The following is an 18,095-nucleotide window of genomic DNA, read 5'->3' on the forward strand; positions in this document are numbered from 1 at the left end:
TGACATTGATCAGGCAAACCGATACGCTGACGACGACTATAATCACGCGCAAGAGCGAGATCATGAACGCCCAGGGCAAGATTGACACGGTCGGCGAGATCGGCATCAGCGAAAAAGTGATGGGCTGGCAGAAGTACGGCCTCTTTGAAGCAGTCGCCAACGGATTCAGCACGACCCACGTGATCGTCTGGGAAACGCTCCGGTTCATCAAGCAGCTCTTCCTCGGCGAAGTGTCGACCAAGATGATCGGCGGGCCGCTTTTTATTGCTCAGCAGTCCGGAAAGGAAGCGCGGCGAGGGCCGTCACGCCTGATATTTTTCATGGCTCTGTTATCGGTCAACCTGGCGGTGCTCAACATCCAGCCCATTATACCGGTCCTTGATGGCGGCCAGCTTCTGTTTCTTTTGATCGAAAAAGTACGCGGCGTGCCGCTATCCATGAAGGCGCGTATCGCCGTGCAGTACTTTGGCTTGATCGCTGTGATTTCGCTGACCATATTCGTCACCTACAACGATATTATGCGCTTGCTGGGCAGGCTGTAGCCGCCGACCGGCTCACGGAGCGTTTCTGGTTGACTCCCGCCGGCGAAACCAGTTATTGCCTGAAGCGTACAATCAACAATAGGACGAACTTGACATTGAGCTACCATGACAACCGATAAGAGAACGCCCGCCCGAAATACCGCCGCCAACGTGCTTTGGGAAAACGTCAAGCAGATCGGCCTGGCCGTAATACTTGCCCTGTTCATCAAAACATCCGTGGTCGAGGCCTATAAGATCCCGACCGCGTCGATGGAAGACACTCTCCTGATAGGCGACTTCCTGCTGGCCAATAAATTCGTTTACGGGGCGCGCCTTCCCCTGGTCGACTGGCGCCTTCCAGCAATAAGCGAACCGGAACGCGGCGACGTGGTGATCTTTTTGTTCCCGGGCGACGGCATCACCAAGTATATCAAGCGCTGCGTGGCTGTCCCCGGCGATACGGTGTTGGTCAAGAACAAGGCATTGTTTGTCAACGGTGACCGGTTCCCGGACTCGGCTTATGCCAAGTATGTCGACACCACCCGAACCGGCCAGCAAAATGTGCACCGTCGACGCGCCGGCGGGCAGGATAGCAGGGACTTCTTCGGCCCGTATATTGTCCCGCCCAACTGCTACTTCATGATGGGCGACAATCGCGACAATTCCTATGACTCGCGCTACTGGCAAGCTGTGCCCAAAGACCTGATTCTCGGCGAAGCCATCATGGTTCACTGGTCCTGGAACGAGTCCGAGTACCCGTCGCCTCAGGTGACGGTTGACGATCCCCTGTCCGTACCGCGCTTATTTGCGTACAACGTCGTACACTTTGTCCAGAAAGTGCGCTGGGACCGCCTGTTCAATTTGATCTCATGATTACGAATCGAGATAGGGCTCATGGCTGAGGGAAGTGGGGTCAAACGCGCTGATCGTTCGTTCGGCCTGTTGCTGGTGGTTGTGACCGTCCTGGCGGCCGCCGCAACAGTTCTGGCGGGGCCGCAATTGGAGATCATCAACCCGACCACCGATTTCGGCAAAGTCCCCCAGAACAAAGTCGTTTCCACTGACTTCTTCATCAAGTCAATCGGCGACGAACCCCTCAAGATACTTACGCTCTGGTCAGGCTGCGGCTGCGCCGACATCCCTCTCACCGATTCGACCATCGACCCAGGCGATTCGCTGAAACTGACAATTACGTTTTCGACCGGCCGTGAATTGGGCCGCACGCTCAAGAAACCGTCGGTAGTAACCAATGCCTTCACGGACGTGATCAAGCTGAGTATCGCCGCCGAAGTTGTGCTGTCACTTGAAGACGCCGATCCGGTTGGGGTAACGCCGGATGTGGTCGACGTCTCCCAGTACGGCGGGAAGACCCGGCGAATTGGCCACTTCAGCTTTGAGAATAAAAGCTCCGAGGACTTTCGGATTCTCGTGGTCGATTCCGCCCGCAAGAGCTTTGAGGTGAGAGTTCCGGACATGCTAAAGGCCGGTCAGACAGTCGAAGGAAAGCTGCGGGTTATTGACTCGAAAGTAGACAAGGACTTTCAGGAATCAGTTACCTTTCGATTCGAGGGCAAAGAAGGCTACAATTATACGCTGCCCGTGGTTCGTCACTACCGTCCCGAGAATCCCGCCCAACAATAACAGCCCGGTACATGAGATCTGTTGCGCCTGGCCCGGAGTGAGTCTTGACGCCGGATACAACATCGTGGTGGACGGGTACGTCCCCCACGCACATCAAAACCGGCGGCAGGTCTCAGTCCCGTCCCGCCCGCCGAGGCAGGTCGGGCCGGGACAAGGACCTGCCGCGACTTTTCAGGAGCCTTCTTACAACGACGCGCCAGAGTCCCTTTTTTGGTTGGCATCGCCCGACCCATTCCCGTAATTGTCGCCCATGTTTCGCCTCAAAGCCGACAATCTGGGCAAGCAGTTCGGTTCCCGCAAGGTCTTCTCCGGCCTGTCGTTTGAGCTGACCACCGGCCAATCGCTGGCGATAACCGGCCGCAACGGCACCGGTAAGTCGACTCTCCTGATGCTCTTACTGGGGCTGTACCACCCGACCCGGGGCCAGGTGGGCTATGTCGAGGGTGGCGCCGCTATGGACGATCGAGCCATACGCTTTCGTACGGCGCTGGTTGCTCCATACCTCAATCTATACGATCAACTCACCGGCGAAGAAAATCTGGTTTTCCTGGCTACGCTTGCCGGCATCAACCTGACGGGTAAGCGGATAGACGAACTGCTGGCAAGGGTCGGCCTTGAAGGGCGCGGAGTGGATCGTGTCGGAACTTACTCTTCCGGCATGAAGCAGCGGCTCAAATACGCCGCGGCACTGCTCAAGGATCCGGCCTATTTGTTTTTGGACGAGCCCAGTTCGAATCTCGACGCCGACGGCAAGCAGGTCGTGCGCGGCATTATCGGGGAGCGGAGGAAAAACTCAGTTGTCGTGATCGCCACCAACGAAGAAGAGGAGTACGCGCTGGTTGATGGAACCATCCGGCTTGGCCAGTAAGGCTTTCGCGGTTTTCGCCAAGGATCTGCGCTTGGAGTGGCGGACCAAGTACGCCATGAACACGATTTTGATGTTCGGGGTCACCACCCTTGCCGTGGTCTCATTTTCACTTGGTCAGAGCGGCTTGCCGGCGAAGCTGTTGGCGGCGCTGTTCTGGATCGTGGTCTTCTTCTCGGCTATGGCGGCTCTGGCCCAGGTATTCGTGCGCGAGGAGGAGGCCGGCACCGCGCTGATCTTGCGCCTCTCCGCTGAACCCAACGCGGTCTATCTCGGCAAGCTGTTTTTCAACCTGGGGCTGCTCTCACTCATGGCCGGTATTATCACGCCCCTTTTCTTCATATTCACGGATGCCCCAACCGAGAATATCCTCCCTTTCCTGCTAGTTGTGTTTCTGGGAGTTCTGGCGCTCTGTGCAGCGACCACGCTGGTTGCAGCGATCATTTCCAAGGCGGCCGTCAAGGGCGCCTTGTTCGCGGTACTCAGTTTTCCGATTTTGCTGCTCCCACTAATGCTGCTCGTGATCGCGTCGGACACCATATTGATGGGTGGCGGAGTCGGCCGAATTCTGGCGCCATTGCAAGGGCTGATTGCGTATATTGTAGTGATGGTAACGGCGTCGCTGATGCTCTTTCGCTTCGTTTGGAAGGAATGACCGCGGGTCGGCGGCGACACATCCGGGGAACGAACCCCCACGCTCTCCGGTTGGAATATGAGTCCGAATATGAAGTCGGACTTTGACGGAGGCATTTGACGGATGAAAGCTAAGTATATAATCGGAAGCGCGATAATTCTCGTGTTCATCGTTTGGGGAGCCATGTCGTTCATGCAGACGACTGTGCAGTATGTCGAGTTCGAAACCGCCGCCAAGACTTCGCGCACGGTTCAGGTGATGGGGAAGATCGACTTTGATGTGGTCAGCTACGATGTTGACCGGCAGCGGCTTGAATTCGCGATCTACGATCCCGAGGCGGAACGGGCGGTCGGGGCGGAGAGATTGAATGTCGTTTATTACGGTGTCGTACCGGGGAATTTTGACCAGGCGACATCAGTAGTGCTCAAGGGCAAGCCCGATTCGACCGGCATGTTTGTGGCTGAGCAGATGCTCGTCAAATGCCCGTCGAAATACCAGGGCGAGGGGGGCGAGTATCAGGATATGCGCAAGCACCAGGACGAACCGGCCGGAACCTGAAAAGCAATCGTCTTCTCGCCGGTTTCGATCTCCAGACTCGCTTCACTCGTGCGCGGCAGACCTCCCGGTCTGCCCGCTCCATGATAACAGTCGACAAGTCCAAGGGGCAGACGAGGGCGTCTGCCGCCCATGAAATCCACCTGTGGCGGACCACCCACGTAGCCCGCAAGCGGGCGGACCACCAGGCGGCGGGCCCGGAGGCCTGCCGATCTCAGTTTGACGGGTGGGCCATCGTATGCACGTGTGCCCGCTCAATTCCTGTGCTAAAACTAAACACCGGACTGCCGATAAGCGGAGAGTGCAGGTACCCGCCGCAGGCGGGTATTCTGCGGTTGTACTATCAGATACGGACGGTCCGGATAGCGATGGATTTTGCCACCATAATTGGTCTCGTGCTTTCGCTCGGCGCAATTGTCGGCGCGTTTTCTCTCGAGGGAGGGAAGCTCGAATCGATTTTCGGCCTGGCGCCCATGCTGATCGTGATCGGCGGCACGCTCGGCGCAACCATCGTTACTACGTCGGTCTCGACAGTCACCCGGGTCCCCAGCTATCTCTGGCTGGCGTTTTCACATCGCCGGCATTCGTTTAGCCATATCATTGACCACCTCGTCCACTTGGCGGAAAAGGCCCGCCGTGAGGGGATTCTCGGACTCGAAGCGGATTTGAAAAACATCCGTCATCCGTTCTTCCGTAAAGCTGTCCAATTACTGATTGACGGCACCGAGGTGACAGTACTGCGTGACATTCTCGAAACCGAAATTGCCTATATCGAAGAGCGCCACAAGCGCGGCATTATCTTCTTCCAAAAGGCGGGCGGCTTTTCGCCGACACTCGGCATCCTCGGCACGGTTCTCGGCTTGGTTCATGCATTGGGCAATACGTCAGACGCCTCGAAAATGGCCGGTGCGATCGCGGCCGCGTTTATCGCCACGCTCTGGGGTGTCGGTCTGGCGAACCTGTTCTTTCTGCCGGTGTCGGATAAGCTGCGAATGAAAAACGATGAGGAAGTGGCTTATCTCGAACTCATACTCGAAGGCGTGGTGGCGATCCAATCCGGCGAGAACCCGCACAATATCCGCATCCGTCTGAATTCATTTGTCTCTCCGTCAAACCGTTCTCGCGGGGTCTGAGGTCATGCTGCGGCGACGTAAACGAGCCGACGACAAGGAAAACCTGGAGCGCTGGCTGCTCACCTACGCGGACCTGATTACGCTCCTGCTGGCGTTTTTTGTGGTCATGTACTCCATGTCCCGGATCGACAACAAGAAGTTCGGGCAGGTATCCGATGCCCTCAATACGATCCTAAAAGGGGGACCATCGGTGTTGCGCTTCACCGAGGAACCGCAGAAGAACGGCCACGGCGTCCTCAATCTCGGCAACCTTCGCATGGTTCAAGAGAAAATCGAGGAGAAGTTCAAGCAGTTGGGCAAGCAGGAAGTCTTGCAGACCGAGATTACGGAGCGCGGCCTGGTGGTGCACATTCTTGAATCCGCGCTCTTTGACAAAGGCTCCGCCGAGCTCAAGCCCCGTGCGATGGAAGTGCTCAATTTGATTGCCGAAGAACTTCGTGACCGACCCAACCACGTGCGTGTTGAAGGGCACACCGATGACACGCCGATCCGCACCCTGGTGTACCCGTCGAACTGGGAGCTGTCCTCGGCGCGCGCCACGACAGTCGTTCGCTACTACACGGAGAACCGCACCATTCCACCGGATCGGATCTCCGCGCTCGGCTACGGGGAGTACCGCCCGGTAGTCGCCAACAATAGTATAGAGAACCGGGCAACGAATCGTCGTGTCGATATCGTCATCCTGACCATGGACATGACTCTTACAGAACCATCGTCACAGTTGTATTACCAAACCGCGGAGCAGCAAAATCTTCCAGAAGAAACGGAAGCCCTTTCCTCCAATCCCTGAGCTGACAATTGGTCTAGCTCTCACCGCCTTCCCGCTAACTCCCTGTGCGACAGTGCGATCACACGCCTGGAACCTTTTCTGGCATCGGCCTTGCTTATTCAGGCCCTGACAAATTGTACGTTGGCTATTGGTATGGAAAGCAAACTCGCCAGTTTTCTCTTCAGTGCGTCCGGTGTGCCGCGTTACCGGCGATTTCTGGATCTGAGCAGCCTGCGGCATAAGCTGATTTCCAGTAACGTAGCCAACGTGTCTACGCCAGGTTACCGGAACCAGGATATTGAATTCGACGAGGAACTGGCCAAATCATCCGGTCAGAGCAAACACCTCGTGGGTGTGCTCACTGATACCGCCCACATTCCGTTGGGACGGCACCCGGAGCGGATGCCGAAGGTCGAGCGCACCAAGGTGGAGGATACCGACCTGAACAGCGTGGACATCGACCGCGAAGTGCCCAAGATGGCGCAGAATGAACTGGAGTTCACTGTCGCGGCGCGCCTGTTGCAGAAGAAGTTTGAGGCTCTCAGGCGGGCGATTGTCAGCAAGTGAGGAGTGACCGATGGGTGGATTGATAAACGCGATCGAGATTTCAGCGCAGGGTCTTTCGGCTCAGCGCGCTAAGATGAACGTGGTGGCGCAAAACATGGCCAATGTCGAGACGGTCGAGACCCCCGAGGGGGGCCCGTACAAGCGCCAACGGGTGATTATCAAGTCGGACAAGGCGTCCGTGCCGTTCTCGCGCGAGTTGTCTCGCGCGGCCACGCAGCTTACCCGGACGCACCCGGACCACCGGCCAACCAAGATCAGACTGGAAATCGGCGCGGTCGACGTTGCCAGTGTCGAACACAAAGAGATTTTCGATCCGGAGTCCGACTTCCGTTTGGTATACAACCCGACCCATCCCAAGGCCGACGAGGAAGGATTCGTAAAGATGCCGGATGTCGACATTGTGCACGAGATGGTTGATATGATGACGGCGTCGCGAGCCTATGAGGCCAATACCAGCGTGATAGCCGCCGCCAAGAAGATGGCCAATGATGCTCTTGACATATAGGAAAGGTGGAGAGAGAAGATGAAGGTCAATCCGTTAGGTATTCAAGCTTACCAGAACCTCAACCGGCAGGAGCGCCAGTCGCTTAAGACCGATAGTGCCCGTGCAGGGGAGGCGCTCGACCGCCCGGTGGTGATAGAGCCGCAATCTGCGATAACCAAATCGACCCTCGCGATCAAGGCGCCGTCGGGCAGTTACGCGAAGTTTCTCTCGGCGGAAGAACGGCAGGCACTCGATCTGCTGTTCGCCCGATTCGGCGACACCGGCCGGTTTGGCGCCGCGTATGCTGCGGACGCCGAGACCGCCGACGCGGCCGGGCTGGGCCGCATTGTTGATGTGAAGGTGTGACGATGGGCAACGTGATCTCTCCCGCCCAACGTCTGGTTCCGGCCCTGGTCGAACGCGCCGGAGCCGAGGCTGTCGTCGTCAAAAACAGCGGTGGGCCCGACCAGCCGAAGTTCTCGGACATGGTAGGCGATCTGCTCGAGTCGGTGAACCAGTTGCAGAACGAGTCCGCGGAGATTCAGCGGGCTTTTCTGGCCGGGGAAGAGGTGGAACTGCACCAGATGATGATCAAGGCCGAGGAGGCTGGGATTTCGATGGACCTGCTTCTGGAGATTCGTAATCGCCTGGTCGACGGCTACAACGAGATTATGAAAATGCCGCTGTAATCATCGGCAATGACTTCGCTTATCGGCCATGGATGGCCGGTGACATGAAGATATAGGAAATCTTATGGAGTTCCTGAAAGACACATTTAAGAATGTCGCGCAGACTGTCGGTCGTATGACAGCCAGCCAGGTCATGATGCTCCTGGGCATCGTGGCCGGCACGATTATCGGGATTGTCGTGGTGGTGGGATGGGTCAACGAAGCCTCCTACTCGCGGCTATACTCCGATATCGACGAGGCTGAGGCCGGCGAGATCATCAACTATCTCAACGACAAACAGATACCATATCGCCTGGCTGACAACGGCCGATCAATCGAGGTTCCGTCAGGCGAGGTCTACAAGACGAGGATTTCGCTTGCCTCGGAAGGGATTCCCAAGTCCGGGAATATCGGCTACTCGCTTTTCGATCAAAACAACCTCGGCATGACCGATTTCCTCCAGAACCTGAACTTCCGCCGAGCGCTCGAGGGTGAGCTGACCCGTACGATTACCGAGCTAAGCGAGGTCCAGGCCGCCCGGGTGCATATAGTGATGCCCAAGGAGCGTCTGTTCCGCGAGGACAAGAAAGAAGCAACCGCGTCGGTGGTGTTGAAACTGGCTGGTAACGCCACGCTCACCAAGCGGCAAATCAGCGGCATCACCCATCTCGTGGCGGCCTCGGTAGAGGGTCTGAAACCGTCGAATATCGCAGTTTTGGACTATGACGGGAATTTGCTGTCATCGGGTCAACCCGACGACCCCGTCGCGGGCCTCTCCGGTTCACAGATGGAAGTGCGCAAGAACGTCGAGCAATATCTTGAAGACAAAGCACAGTCTCTGCTCGACGGCGTTCTGGGCGACGGAAAGTCCGCGGTCAGGGTTACCGCCGAGCTGGATTTTCAGCAGTTGGAGCGAACGTCGGAGATTTATGACCCCAACTCTGCGACGATACGCAGCGAGGAACGCACCAAGTCGAACAACAGCAACAGCGACAAAGCCGCCGAGACAAGCGAATCCCTGGCTGAGGAGAACACAGAAACTACCGTTACCAACTACGAAATCAATAAGACCGTTGAGCACATGATCGATGCTGTCGGCGGAATCCAGCGTCTCTCAGTGGCGGTCATGGTCGATGGCAGGTACACCGAGGTCGAAAACGCCGAGGGTGTGATGGAATCGGTCTATCAGCCGCGTCCGCAGGAAGAGCTTGATCAGCTCGCATCCATTGTGCGCACGGCTATCGGTTTCGACGGCGAAAGAAGCGACCAGCTTGAAATTGTCAACATGCCGTTTGACCGTAATAACCTGATAGCCGACAGGGACGCTCTTGACGCGATGTACATGCGGGAATTCTACGTGGATATCGGCAAGAAAGTCCTTTTGGTGGCGCTGGCCATTCTCGCGCTTCTCTACCTCAAGCGCAAATCGAGCAAGCTCTTTGGGGCGCTGGCGAATCTCACGCCGGCCCGGCACGTTGCGCCGAAACCTCTGGGTCCGGTGATGCAGGAACATGAGGAGGCGCCTCCGATAATTCCGGACAAACGCCGCCCCACCCTGGTCGACCAGATGCAGAAGACTGCCCAGGAGAAACCGGAAGAGATGGCTCGTGTAATCAGAACCATCATGGCCGAGTAGGTGACGCATGAACTACGAATCCATGACCCCGATTCAGAAGGCGGCTGTCGCCCTGGTTGCGTTCGGCCCTGAGGTGTCCGCTCATGTGCTGAAGGGCATGTCCGAGGGCGATCTCGAAGCGATTACCATCGAAATCGCCAACCTTCGCGACGTGCCGGCCGAGATCGAAAACAAGGTTGTCGAAGAATGCTACAACATCTTCATGGCCCGGCAGTACATCTCGCAGGGCGGTGTTGACTTCGCGTCGGAGATTCTCGAAAAGGCAGTGGGCGCGGCAAGAGCCCGGGAAATCATGAAGCGTCTCGAATCCACTTTCGTCACCAAAGGATTCTCGCTGTTGAAAGATATCGATCCCAAACAGCTCAGCGGCTTTTTCCAAAACGAACATCCCCAGACCACAGCATTGGTACTGACACAACTGAATCCCCAGCAGGCGGCGGCGGTTCTTTCGGAGCTGGCGCCGGAGCTGCAATCCGAAGTCGCCCTCCGTATTGCGACGATGGAGAAAATTTCGCCAGAGACATTGAAAGAAGTCGAGGGCACGCTCGAACACCATTTCGGCGGCGATTCAGCCCGCGATCTGTCGGTATCCGGTGGGGCCAAGGCGATTGCCGAAATCCTCAATCTCATAGACACGACCGCGGAGAAGAACATCCTTCAATCGTTGGAGGCTGAGGACTCCGATCTGGCCGCCGAGGTCAAAAACATGATGTTCGTCTTCGACGACCTGGTATTGCTCGACGATCGCTCGATTCAGCGGCTCCTCAAGGAAGTGGAAACCAAAGATCTGTCTACCGCGCTCAAGGCGGCAAGCGAAGAGGTCAAGAACAAGATTTTCGCCAACGTCTCCGAGCGTGTGTCCATCATGATCAAGGAAGAGATGGAATTCATGGGGCCGACCAGGTTATCCGATGTCGAGGCGGCCCAGGGGCGTATTGTTGAGGCGGTGCGCCGTCTCGAGGAAGAGGGCCAGATCATCATCTCCGGCCGCGGCGGCAAAGAGGATATCATTGTCTAGACTCATACGATACGCGCTCGAGGCTCCGGCCGTTTTCATCGGTGAAAAGCAGCACGATGCACTCGCCGAGGCAAAAGCTGAGCAGCGCCTGGGGCAGTTGTTCCCCCAGGTGTCACTGGTAACTACCCCCGAGGGCGCCAAGCTGATACCGATTACGGAGGTCCGCAAACTGGAGGAAAAACTCCGCGCCGACTGCGAACAGGCGCGCCGCCAGGGGTATGAATCCGGCCACCAGGCCGGCTTGGAAAAGGGACTTGAGGAAGCCCGCAAGGTGCTGCGCCAATTCGAAAAAGCAATCGAAGACGCGGTTGGCCGACGCGCCGAACTGCTCGACGAGGCGCGCCAGAAGATTCTCGAGCTGGTGGTCAAGATCAGCCGGAAGGTGACGTTCGACGGGCTCCAGATCGACCAGGAGGCAACCCTGGCCATGATCGAGGGAGTGATCAATCAACTGGTTGACCGCTCGCGCCTGTGTATCAAGGTGCACCCCGACCACCTGCCCCTGATGGAGCAGTCGATGAACCGGTTTCTCTCAGGTTCCACGTCGATCAAGGACCTCCGTTTCGAGGCTGATCCCAGGGTTCGCGTGGGAGGCTGCTTTATCGAGACTCCGACGGGCGATATCGACGCGCGGCTGACGTCGCAGTTCGACGTGATCGAAAACATCCTGTGCGGCAGCGCGGAGGGCGCGTGAGCCATGTCCCGTACGAAATGTATGCCGACCGGATCGAACGTGCCAGCACGATCAAACAGTTCGGCAAAGTAACGCAGGTCGTCGGCTTAGTCATCGAGTCCGCCGGCCCGGCCATTTCTATCGGTCGGCTCTGTCAGATAGAAAATCACGACGGAACCAGCGTCATGGCCGAGGTGGTCGGCTTTCGCGATGACCGCCTGCTGCTGATGCCCTATGGCCCGATCACCGGAATTAATCCTGGTGCGATAGTCACGTCGACATCGGATCAACTACGCATTCCGGTAGGTCCCGGGCTGATTGGGCGAATCCTGGGCGGGCTGGGCCAGCCCCTGGATGGCCGCGGGCAGATCGCGACCGGAATCACAAGATCCGTATCCTCGAACCCGATCCCCGTGCTGCGCCGTCGCCGCATCACTCAACCGATTCGCACCGGCATCAAAGTGATCGACATCATGGCCGCTGTCGGCAAGGGGCAGCGGATGGGCATATTCGCCGGCTCCGGAGTGGGAAAATCGGTAATGCTGGGTATGATCGCGCGCAATTCCTCGGCCGATGTGAACGTAATCGCTCTCGTGGGCGAGCGCGGACGCGAAGTGAATGAGTTCATTGAGCGCGACCTCGGCGAGGCGGGTCTCAAGCGCTCCGTTGTTGTGGCAGTCAGTTCCGACCAGCCGGCGCTTATCAGAATTAAAGGTGCGATGGTGGCCACGGCGATTGCCGAGTATTTCCGAGAACAAGGTAAAGACGTCTTGCTGCTGATGGACTCGATCACCCGCGTGGCCATCGCCCAGCGCGAAATAGGTCTCGCGGTGGGCGAGCCGCCGGCTACGAAGGGATATACGCCATCAGTCTTTTCGTTGCTGCCCAGTTTGCTCGAGCGGGCCGGTTGCGACTCTCACGGTTCCATCACCGGCCTGTACGCGGTACTGGTCGAAGCGGACGATTTCAATGAACCGATCTCGGACGCGGTCCGCTCGATTCTCGACGGCCACGTAGCCCTGTCGCGGCGATTGGCATCTTTGAATCTGTATCCCGCGGTGGATTGTCTCGATTCGATATCCCGACTGATGAAGGAAGTATCAACCGATGAAGAAATCCGGCTGGCCGGCGAGGTGCGGGAAATCATGTCGATCTACGCCGAAGCCGAGGACCTGATCAATATCGGCGCTTATGTGAGGGGATCGAACGCGCGTATCGACCGGGCCATTGAGAAAATCGGACCGCTTCGGGAACTGTTTCGCCAGGGAATCTACGAACAGTGTGACCATACCCAGGTCGTCGCCAGGCTCAAAGAAGTACTTAGTGGGGTAAACAGTGGCAGCCAAAAGATTCAAGTTTCGGCTTGAGCCGCTACTGAAAATCAGGCAGCATCGGGAAAAGGAGCGCCAAAAGGACCACGCTGCGGCGGTACACGAGGTTGTTAGGCAGAAAGACCTGCTGCTGGGAATAGACCACGAGCGAGTGGACACGCTCGACTATCAAAGACGACGCCTGAGCGGGCGGATATCCGTGGCCGAGGCGCTGGTCTGTTCACGGTATCTCGTGAAACTGAAACGGCAACGCATGGCGGGTACCAATCTGCTTCACGGGCTGGAAACAGAAGCCGAGCGAAAGCGCCAGAAACTGGTCGAGGCTGCTCGTGACCGCAAGATGTACGAACTGCTGAAAGATAAGCAGCAATTACGCCACCGACGGGAGCTGGAGAAGCAAGAGCAGAAGCAGCTTGATGAGGTCGCGGTCACAGCCTTCCGTCGCCATAAGAGCTGACATTTGCTGGTCGGTGGTGCCTGGTGTCCCAGGGCTTGGGGAGTGTTGAATAACCCTCGGATACGTCATCGCGAGGCTCACCCCGCCCGGCTCTTGCAGGGCGGGCGCAGCCGTGGCGATCTCGATCTGCACCTACATAGCATGTTGAGATTGCCGCGCTACGATGGGACCGCTTGGACGCGGCGCATCTCCACTCGCAATGACACTACGATGGGCTTTTTCAACGGTCCCATTGCTTTGGAATAAGGGCCCTGACGCTTACTTCACCAGCATCATCTTCCGGGTCTCGACAAACTCCCCTGCGGTCAGGCGATAGAAGTAAGCCCCGCTGGCAAGCATCGCGCCCTGGTCGGAACGGCCGTCAAAAACCACCCGATGTGTCCCCACCGGAAGGTCCCCGTCGATCAGCGTGCGTACCGATTGGCCGAGCACGTTGAACACTTCGATCGAAGCGCGTCCGGCGCGCGGCAGGCTCAATTCAATGGTCGTCGACGGATTAAACGGGTTGGGGTAGTTCTGAGACAGGCTGTAAGTTTCAGGCAGGCTGCCGTCATCAGTGATAATATCGACGTCAGTAGCCGCAGTTACTGTGATACTGCCCGGACTAAATAGCGGCACAAACGAGATACTGCCGTCGGCAGGGGTTAGCAAAAAACGGGTGTTGCTGATGATGCCTACAGTGGTCGAGTCGACGACAATGACACCGACCGGCGTGTTGGCTGCAGCCGTGAAGCGCAGGCGCGCCACTACGCCCGACCCGGGCGGCAGCGGCAAATCATTGGCGAATTCGATAACCGTGTACACTTTGTGCTGACCGGTTTGCGGTTGGACTGTTTTTGTCGGCGCAGTTTCGCTGCGCGTGCCGGTGAATGTGACCGAATCAAGCGTGAGATCAGTGCTCCCATAGTCGAGAGCCAGCGCGATCTGGGCTAAGTTGCGTTCGTTGAACGCGAACACATCGAGCGCCACCGGATTTCCTTGCACCACCTGTACGTCGGCCACCCACACGGAATCAAAACTAGCCGGGCTTTCGACCAGGGTCAAGAAACCGGGGATAAATTGCGGCTTGAAACTCTGCGCCGTGCCCGCGGCTCGCATGCTGGTGGAGTGCTGAATCGGGCCGACCTGCCAGAGCGTGCTGTCTATCTCTACGCTCTGAGGCAGGATTGTCTGCGAATAGGAGAGATATATCTTTCCCAGCAGGCCCTGCCCCGGCGAAATTGGAGTACCGAATGCCAGCCCCAGAATGGTGACGATATTGGAATCGGTGTTGATAAGCGCTTCTTTGGTAAAGAAGGCCGAATCAAGCCGGCCACCCACGAAAGAGAAGGAGTCTATCGTTATCTCGCTCGAAGTGTGCCTGAGCGTTACTTCGATCGTTGTGAGGTTCTCGTCATTGGTGAACCGGACCGGCACTATGCCGATGCCCGTCACAAATGCGGTCACCGAGTCAACGCGAACCGTGTCGGGGATACCGGGATCGACGCCCGCCTGCGCAAGTACCACGCCCGGGCAAGCCAGCGCCGCCGATATCAAAAGCGATCCAAAAAGTCTCATACGTTTGTCTGCCGACTAAAGGCGCTTTCCAGCAAATACCGTGCGCCGGGCCACAGCCGGAAGATAATCTGTTTCGCCGCTTCTGTCACGATAAGTATAACGCCCTAACCGATTGGGGCGACGCCGTGTACATGGGCAGAACAGGGGGCACTCGGCGGGAGGAGAAGACAGCCCAAGATGGGGCCGGGGGTGGATTGCGCAATCGGATTCCTAACGTCGCGCCGGCGGATCCGGGTGTATGCTGTTCAACCTTTGCGCACCTTCAGAAGCTGGGCAACCCAGCCGATCATTACGGAATGAGGAAGAGTCTCGTTATTAAGAACCCGGTGCGCTGTGCCTATGTTCGCGACTGCTATCTGGGCGAGGCGCAGCAGTGCTACGGTTACAAGACCGACTGCCCGCTCTACATGAAATCCAACGGCGAACCATGTAACGAGGCCAGCTTTCACGCCGCAGTCGATAAGCTGATCGTGCGAACGAAAACCAAGCATGACCTTCTTGGGCGGCGAGTGGTTTCTCGTCCGAGGACCCACGTGGAGTCGCCCAAGGGTTCGACGACGACATAGAAAAATCTTCCGTCCACTCAAGAAACAACTTCTCGAAAAGCGCCGACTAACTCGTCAACACAGTCTGAATCATTGATCCCAACTCCATATCGGTCATCGGCTTCCCGCGCGCGTCGTTTGTTCGGCACGGCCGGTGCAATGTGGGGGACGGAGAAAACTATGATTAAGGGCATTTACCGTTCAGCCAACGGCATGCTGCCGCGCATGGAGAGGCAGGATGCTATCGCGCACAACATTGCCAACGCCGGCACCACCGGATTCAAGAAGAACGTGATGTTTGTCAAGGAACTGGCGCGCGCCGAGGGCAAAGTTCGCCCCAGGAAGTCGGATTGGGAGAAATCAGTCGCCAGCTATATCCGGGTCGATCACACCCCGGGGGTGTTCGACAAGACCGATAACCCTCTCGATTTGGCGATCGATGGCGACGGTTTCTTCACGTTGCAAACGCCCGAGGGCGCGACAGTCCTCACACGTTCCGGCTCATTCGTAGTGGACAACGAGGGCTTTCTCGCTTTCCCGGGTGGCTTCCGTTTGGTCGGCGAGGGTGGCCCGCTTCAGGTGGGGAACGGCACCCTTTCAGTCTCACAGAACGGCGATGTCCAATCCGATGGTGTCTCTGTCGGCCGAATAGTGCCCAAAACCCTGGCCGATCTCGACCGGTTGCAGCGCATCGGCGGGTCGCTTTTCGCCGTTCCGGAGGGCGAGCAACTGCTGCCGTCGCTCTGGGCGACCGTCCGCCAGGGCTATTTGGAAACATCCAACGTTGACATAGTCGGGGAGATGGTCGACATGATTGTCGCCTACCGCGAATACGAGGCTAACGCCCGCGCTCTCCAGACACAGGATACCACGCTCGACCACCTGATGAACAAGGTGGCCGGCAAGGGATAACTGATCGGAATACTCACACAGGAGTGCTGATATGATAAAAGCGATGAGAACCGCCGCCAGCGGCATGAGCAGTCAGCAGATGAATGTTGACAACATCGCCAACAACCTGGCCAACGTCAACACGACCGGCTTCAAGCGGAGCAAGCTCGAGTTTCAGGACGTGTTGTACCAGAACTACCGGCGGCCGGGCGTAGCCTCGGCGATTGGTTCCGCCGTTCCCGTCGGCCTGGCGATCGGCTACGGCACACGCCCTGCGGCCACCGTCCGTGAATTCTCCACCGGCGATCTGTCGATGACCTCCAATCCGCTGGACGTCGCTATCGAGGGTGACGGTTTCTTCCAGATCCGTCTGCCCGATGGTTCCACTGGGTACACCCGCGACGGCGCCTTCAAGATGTCCGCCGAGGGTCAGTTGGTTACCTCGGACGGATACTTCGTTTTGCCGGAAGTCACCATACCCGAAGACGCCACATCTATCTCGGTAGGGCAGGACGGCATTATCGAGGTGCAGCAGTTCGGGCAGGATGAGCCGTCGCAGATCGGCCAGTTCGAGCTGGCCCGCTTTGTCAATCCGGCAGGTCTCGCCGCGATAGGCCGCAACGTGCTGATACAGACCAGCGCCTCAGGGGATCCGATCACCGATACCCCTGGCCAGAACGGGCTGGGCCGCACTAACCAGGGATACCTGGAGATGTCCAACGTGCAGGTGGTCGACGAGATGGTCAACATGATTGTCGCCCAGCGGGCCTATGAGATGAACTCCAAGGCGATTCAGACTGCCGATGATATGTCGCAGATCGCCAATAACCTGAAGAGATAGTCATGCTCTCACGCCACGGATGGCTTAAGATCGTACTCGGGCTGCTGGTAGTCCTGTGTCAGGAGGTCATGCCGGCAGAAACTGGTCAGGCGGTCGTGCAACTGGTGCGCGATCGCTACCAGCTCGATACCGCCCAGTACACAGTCGAGGTAGTCGCCAATCAACTGAAGACCCGGCTCGTAAACACGTCCGATCTAAACCTGCGGCCGCTCACTCAGTCGGCCCCGATCGGGCCGTTCACGCTGATCGTGGAAATAAAACGTGACAGCGCTTTGATCGAACGCGGCCAGGTGCGCCTGCGCATCAGCAAATTCGCCGACGTGCTGGTATGCACCGACAAAATCCAGCGGCACGATCTTCTGACTGAATCAAACGTCGAGCTAAAGCGATTCGACATCACCAACCTGCGGGAGCAGCCGGTGATTTCGCTGGACGAACTTCCGGGACAACGGGCGAAACGCAATCTTCGGGTGGGGAGTATCCTCACCGCTGCGGCGATTGAACCGATTCCGACAGTCGAAATCGGCGGCGAAGTGACCATAGTCTATTCGGATGAGTGGGGCAGCATTACTGCGCCGGGAGAGGCGCTCGAATCGGGGCTGATTGGTGATAGGGTGCGAGTAAAAAACCGGGCCTCGGGGAAGGTCATCATGGCCACCGTGGCCTCGGGCAAGACCGTCCAGGTAAATCCATGAGCGAATTGGAATCGAGGATTTCTAAATGAACTTCAAACGCCTGCTCATTCTGCTGGCAGCCCTCTTATTGCTGCCGTTTTCGTTGAAAGTCCGCGGTCAGGATTTCGGCAAGGGACAATCATTGTACTCCGACATCAAGGCGCACAAAGTGGGTGATGTGCTGACCGTGCTGATTGTCGAGCAAAACCGCGCCTCCAACCAGGTCGAGACCAAGACCGAGAAAAGCACCAAGATCAACACGTCCGGAGGGCCCGGCATCGGCTCGCTGGATTTTATCCCGATGTTCGGCGCCAAGGCGGATAACAGCAACAAGTTCGACGGCAAGGGCGAGAATATCCGGGCCGGTAATATTCGGGCGCGTATTACAGTTACGGTAGTCGGAGTCAAGAACAACGGCGACCTGATAGTCGAAGGACACCGCGTCATCGGAATCAATGGCGATGAGGAATCGATTTACGTCTCCGGCGTGGTCAGAAACAAGGACATCACGCCGGATAATACGGTCGAATCGCACCTGATCGCCGATGCCGAAATCTCCTACACCGGCAAGGGTAACGCCAGCACCGGCTCCCGCCCCGGTTTCTTCACCCGTCTGATCAACTGGATCTTCTAGG

General features: G+C 57.5%; 23 protein-coding genes. 22 read left to right on the top strand and 1 reads right to left on the bottom strand.

Annotation, left to right across the window (positions count from 1 at the left end; translation table 11 throughout):
• From AB1772_09195 to fliJ, 17 genes are all read left to right on the top strand, one after another.
• Positions 1-542: site-2 protease family protein (locus AB1772_09195; GenBank protein MEW5796525.1), on the top strand; the 542-nt coding region annotated here is incomplete at its 5' end.
• A gap of 105 nt (positions 543-647) precedes the next feature.
• A complete protein-coding gene (gene lepB, locus AB1772_09200; protein MEW5796526.1) occupies positions 648-1,394 on the top strand; it encodes a signal peptidase I in 747 nt (248 codons plus the stop codon).
• Between the two features lie 21 nt (positions 1,395-1,415).
• Positions 1,416-2,162, top strand: coding sequence for a DUF1573 domain-containing protein (locus tag AB1772_09205; protein MEW5796527.1), 747 nt, complete (start codon positions 1,416-1,418; stop codon positions 2,160-2,162).
• Positions 2,163-2,412: 250 nt separating this feature from the next.
• Positions 2,413-3,030 carry an ABC transporter ATP-binding protein gene (locus tag AB1772_09210; protein MEW5796528.1) on the top strand — a complete coding sequence of 206 codons (618 nt, stop codon included), beginning with the start codon at positions 2,413-2,415 and terminating at the stop codon, positions 3,028-3,030.
• Positions 3,020-3,682: a heme exporter protein CcmB gene (locus AB1772_09215; GenBank protein MEW5796529.1), complete on the top strand. Its 663-nt coding sequence runs from the start codon at positions 3,020-3,022 to the stop codon at positions 3,680-3,682. Before AB1772_09210 ends, AB1772_09215 begins: the two co-directional genes overlap by 11 nt.
• Positions 3,683-3,784: 102 nt before the next feature.
• A complete protein-coding gene (locus AB1772_09220; GenBank protein MEW5796530.1) occupies positions 3,785-4,219 on the top strand; it encodes a cytochrome c maturation protein CcmE in 435 nt (144 codons plus the stop codon).
• A gap of 80 nt (positions 4,220-4,299) precedes the next feature.
• Positions 4,300-5,349: a flagellar motor protein gene (locus tag AB1772_09225; protein MEW5796531.1), complete on the top strand. Its 1,050-nt coding sequence runs from the start codon at positions 4,300-4,302 to the stop codon at positions 5,347-5,349.
• A 4-nt stretch (positions 5,350-5,353) separates the two neighbouring features.
• Complete coding sequence (locus AB1772_09230; GenBank protein ID MEW5796532.1) at positions 5,354-6,139, top strand: flagellar motor protein MotB; 786 nt, start codon at positions 5,354-5,356, stop codon at positions 6,137-6,139.
• A 132-nt stretch (positions 6,140-6,271) separates the two neighbouring features.
• Positions 6,272-6,685, top strand: coding sequence for a flagellar basal body rod protein FlgB (flgB, locus tag AB1772_09235; GenBank protein ID MEW5796533.1), 414 nt, complete (start codon positions 6,272-6,274; stop codon positions 6,683-6,685).
• Between the two features lie 10 nt (positions 6,686-6,695).
• Positions 6,696-7,190 carry a flagellar basal body rod protein FlgC gene (gene flgC, locus AB1772_09240; protein MEW5796534.1) on the top strand — a complete coding sequence of 165 codons (495 nt, stop codon included), beginning with the start codon at positions 6,696-6,698 and terminating at the stop codon, positions 7,188-7,190.
• A gap of 18 nt (positions 7,191-7,208) precedes the next feature.
• Positions 7,209-7,535 (top strand): hypothetical protein, encoded by a 327-nt coding sequence (locus tag AB1772_09245; GenBank protein MEW5796535.1) that lies wholly within the window; start codon positions 7,209-7,211, stop codon positions 7,533-7,535.
• 2 nt (positions 7,536-7,537) lie between these two features.
• Positions 7,538-7,858: a flagellar hook-basal body complex protein FliE gene (gene fliE, locus AB1772_09250; GenBank protein MEW5796536.1), complete on the top strand. Its 321-nt coding sequence runs from the start codon at positions 7,538-7,540 to the stop codon at positions 7,856-7,858.
• A gap of 64 nt (positions 7,859-7,922) precedes the next feature.
• Positions 7,923-9,473: a flagellar basal-body MS-ring/collar protein FliF gene (fliF, locus tag AB1772_09255; GenBank protein MEW5796537.1), complete on the top strand. Its 1,551-nt coding sequence runs from the start codon at positions 7,923-7,925 to the stop codon at positions 9,471-9,473.
• Between the two features lie 7 nt (positions 9,474-9,480).
• On the top strand, positions 9,481-10,491 hold the full coding sequence (fliG, locus tag AB1772_09260; GenBank protein MEW5796538.1) for a flagellar motor switch protein FliG: 1,011 nt from the start codon (positions 9,481-9,483) through the stop codon (positions 10,489-10,491).
• Positions 10,484-11,185, top strand: a complete 702-nt coding sequence (locus AB1772_09265; GenBank protein MEW5796539.1) for a FliH/SctL family protein — start codon at positions 10,484-10,486, stop codon at positions 11,183-11,185. Before fliG ends, AB1772_09265 begins: the two co-directional genes overlap by 8 nt.
• A gap of 17 nt (positions 11,186-11,202) precedes the next feature.
• Positions 11,203-12,531 carry a FliI/YscN family ATPase gene (locus AB1772_09270; protein MEW5796540.1) on the top strand — a complete coding sequence of 443 codons (1,329 nt, stop codon included), beginning with the start codon at positions 11,203-11,205 and terminating at the stop codon, positions 12,529-12,531.
• Positions 12,500-12,952, top strand: coding sequence for a flagellar export protein FliJ (fliJ, locus tag AB1772_09275; GenBank protein ID MEW5796541.1), 453 nt, complete (start codon positions 12,500-12,502; stop codon positions 12,950-12,952). Before AB1772_09270 ends, fliJ begins: the two co-directional genes overlap by 32 nt.
• 258 nt (positions 12,953-13,210) lie before the next feature.
• Here the strand turns inward: fliJ and AB1772_09280 are convergent, their stop codons facing one another.
• Positions 13,211-14,509: a T9SS type A sorting domain-containing protein gene (locus AB1772_09280; protein MEW5796542.1), complete on the bottom strand. Its 1,299-nt coding sequence runs from the start codon at positions 14,507-14,509 to the stop codon at positions 13,211-13,213.
• 296 nt (positions 14,510-14,805) lie between these two features.
• Here AB1772_09280 and AB1772_09285 point away from each other — a divergent pair, with 296 nt between their 5' ends.
• The 5 genes from AB1772_09285 (at position 14,806) to AB1772_09305 (ending at position 18,094) form a co-directional block, all read left to right on the top strand.
• On the top strand, positions 14,806-15,075 hold the full coding sequence (locus tag AB1772_09285; protein MEW5796543.1) for a hypothetical protein: 270 nt from the start codon (positions 14,806-14,808) through the stop codon (positions 15,073-15,075).
• A 159-nt stretch (positions 15,076-15,234) separates the two neighbouring features.
• Positions 15,235-15,966: a flagellar hook-basal body protein gene (locus AB1772_09290; GenBank protein MEW5796544.1), complete on the top strand. Its 732-nt coding sequence runs from the start codon at positions 15,235-15,237 to the stop codon at positions 15,964-15,966.
• A gap of 31 nt (positions 15,967-15,997) precedes the next feature.
• Positions 15,998-16,786 carry a flagellar basal-body rod protein FlgG gene (gene flgG / locus AB1772_09295; GenBank protein ID MEW5796545.1) on the top strand — a complete coding sequence of 263 codons (789 nt, stop codon included), beginning with the start codon at positions 15,998-16,000 and terminating at the stop codon, positions 16,784-16,786.
• A 2-nt stretch (positions 16,787-16,788) separates the two neighbouring features.
• Positions 16,789-17,481, top strand: a complete 693-nt coding sequence (flgA, locus tag AB1772_09300; protein ID MEW5796546.1) for a flagellar basal body P-ring formation chaperone FlgA — start codon at positions 16,789-16,791, stop codon at positions 17,479-17,481.
• A gap of 25 nt (positions 17,482-17,506) precedes the next feature.
• Positions 17,507-18,094: a flagellar basal body L-ring protein FlgH gene (locus AB1772_09305; GenBank protein ID MEW5796547.1), complete on the top strand. Its 588-nt coding sequence runs from the start codon at positions 17,507-17,509 to the stop codon at positions 18,092-18,094.
• The last annotated feature ends 1 nt before the right edge of the window (position 18,095 follow it).

This window comes from Candidatus Zixiibacteriota bacterium, assembly GCA_040752815.1.
Classification (GTDB): Bacteria; Zixibacteria; MSB-5A5; order GN15; family FEB-12; genus JAGGTI01.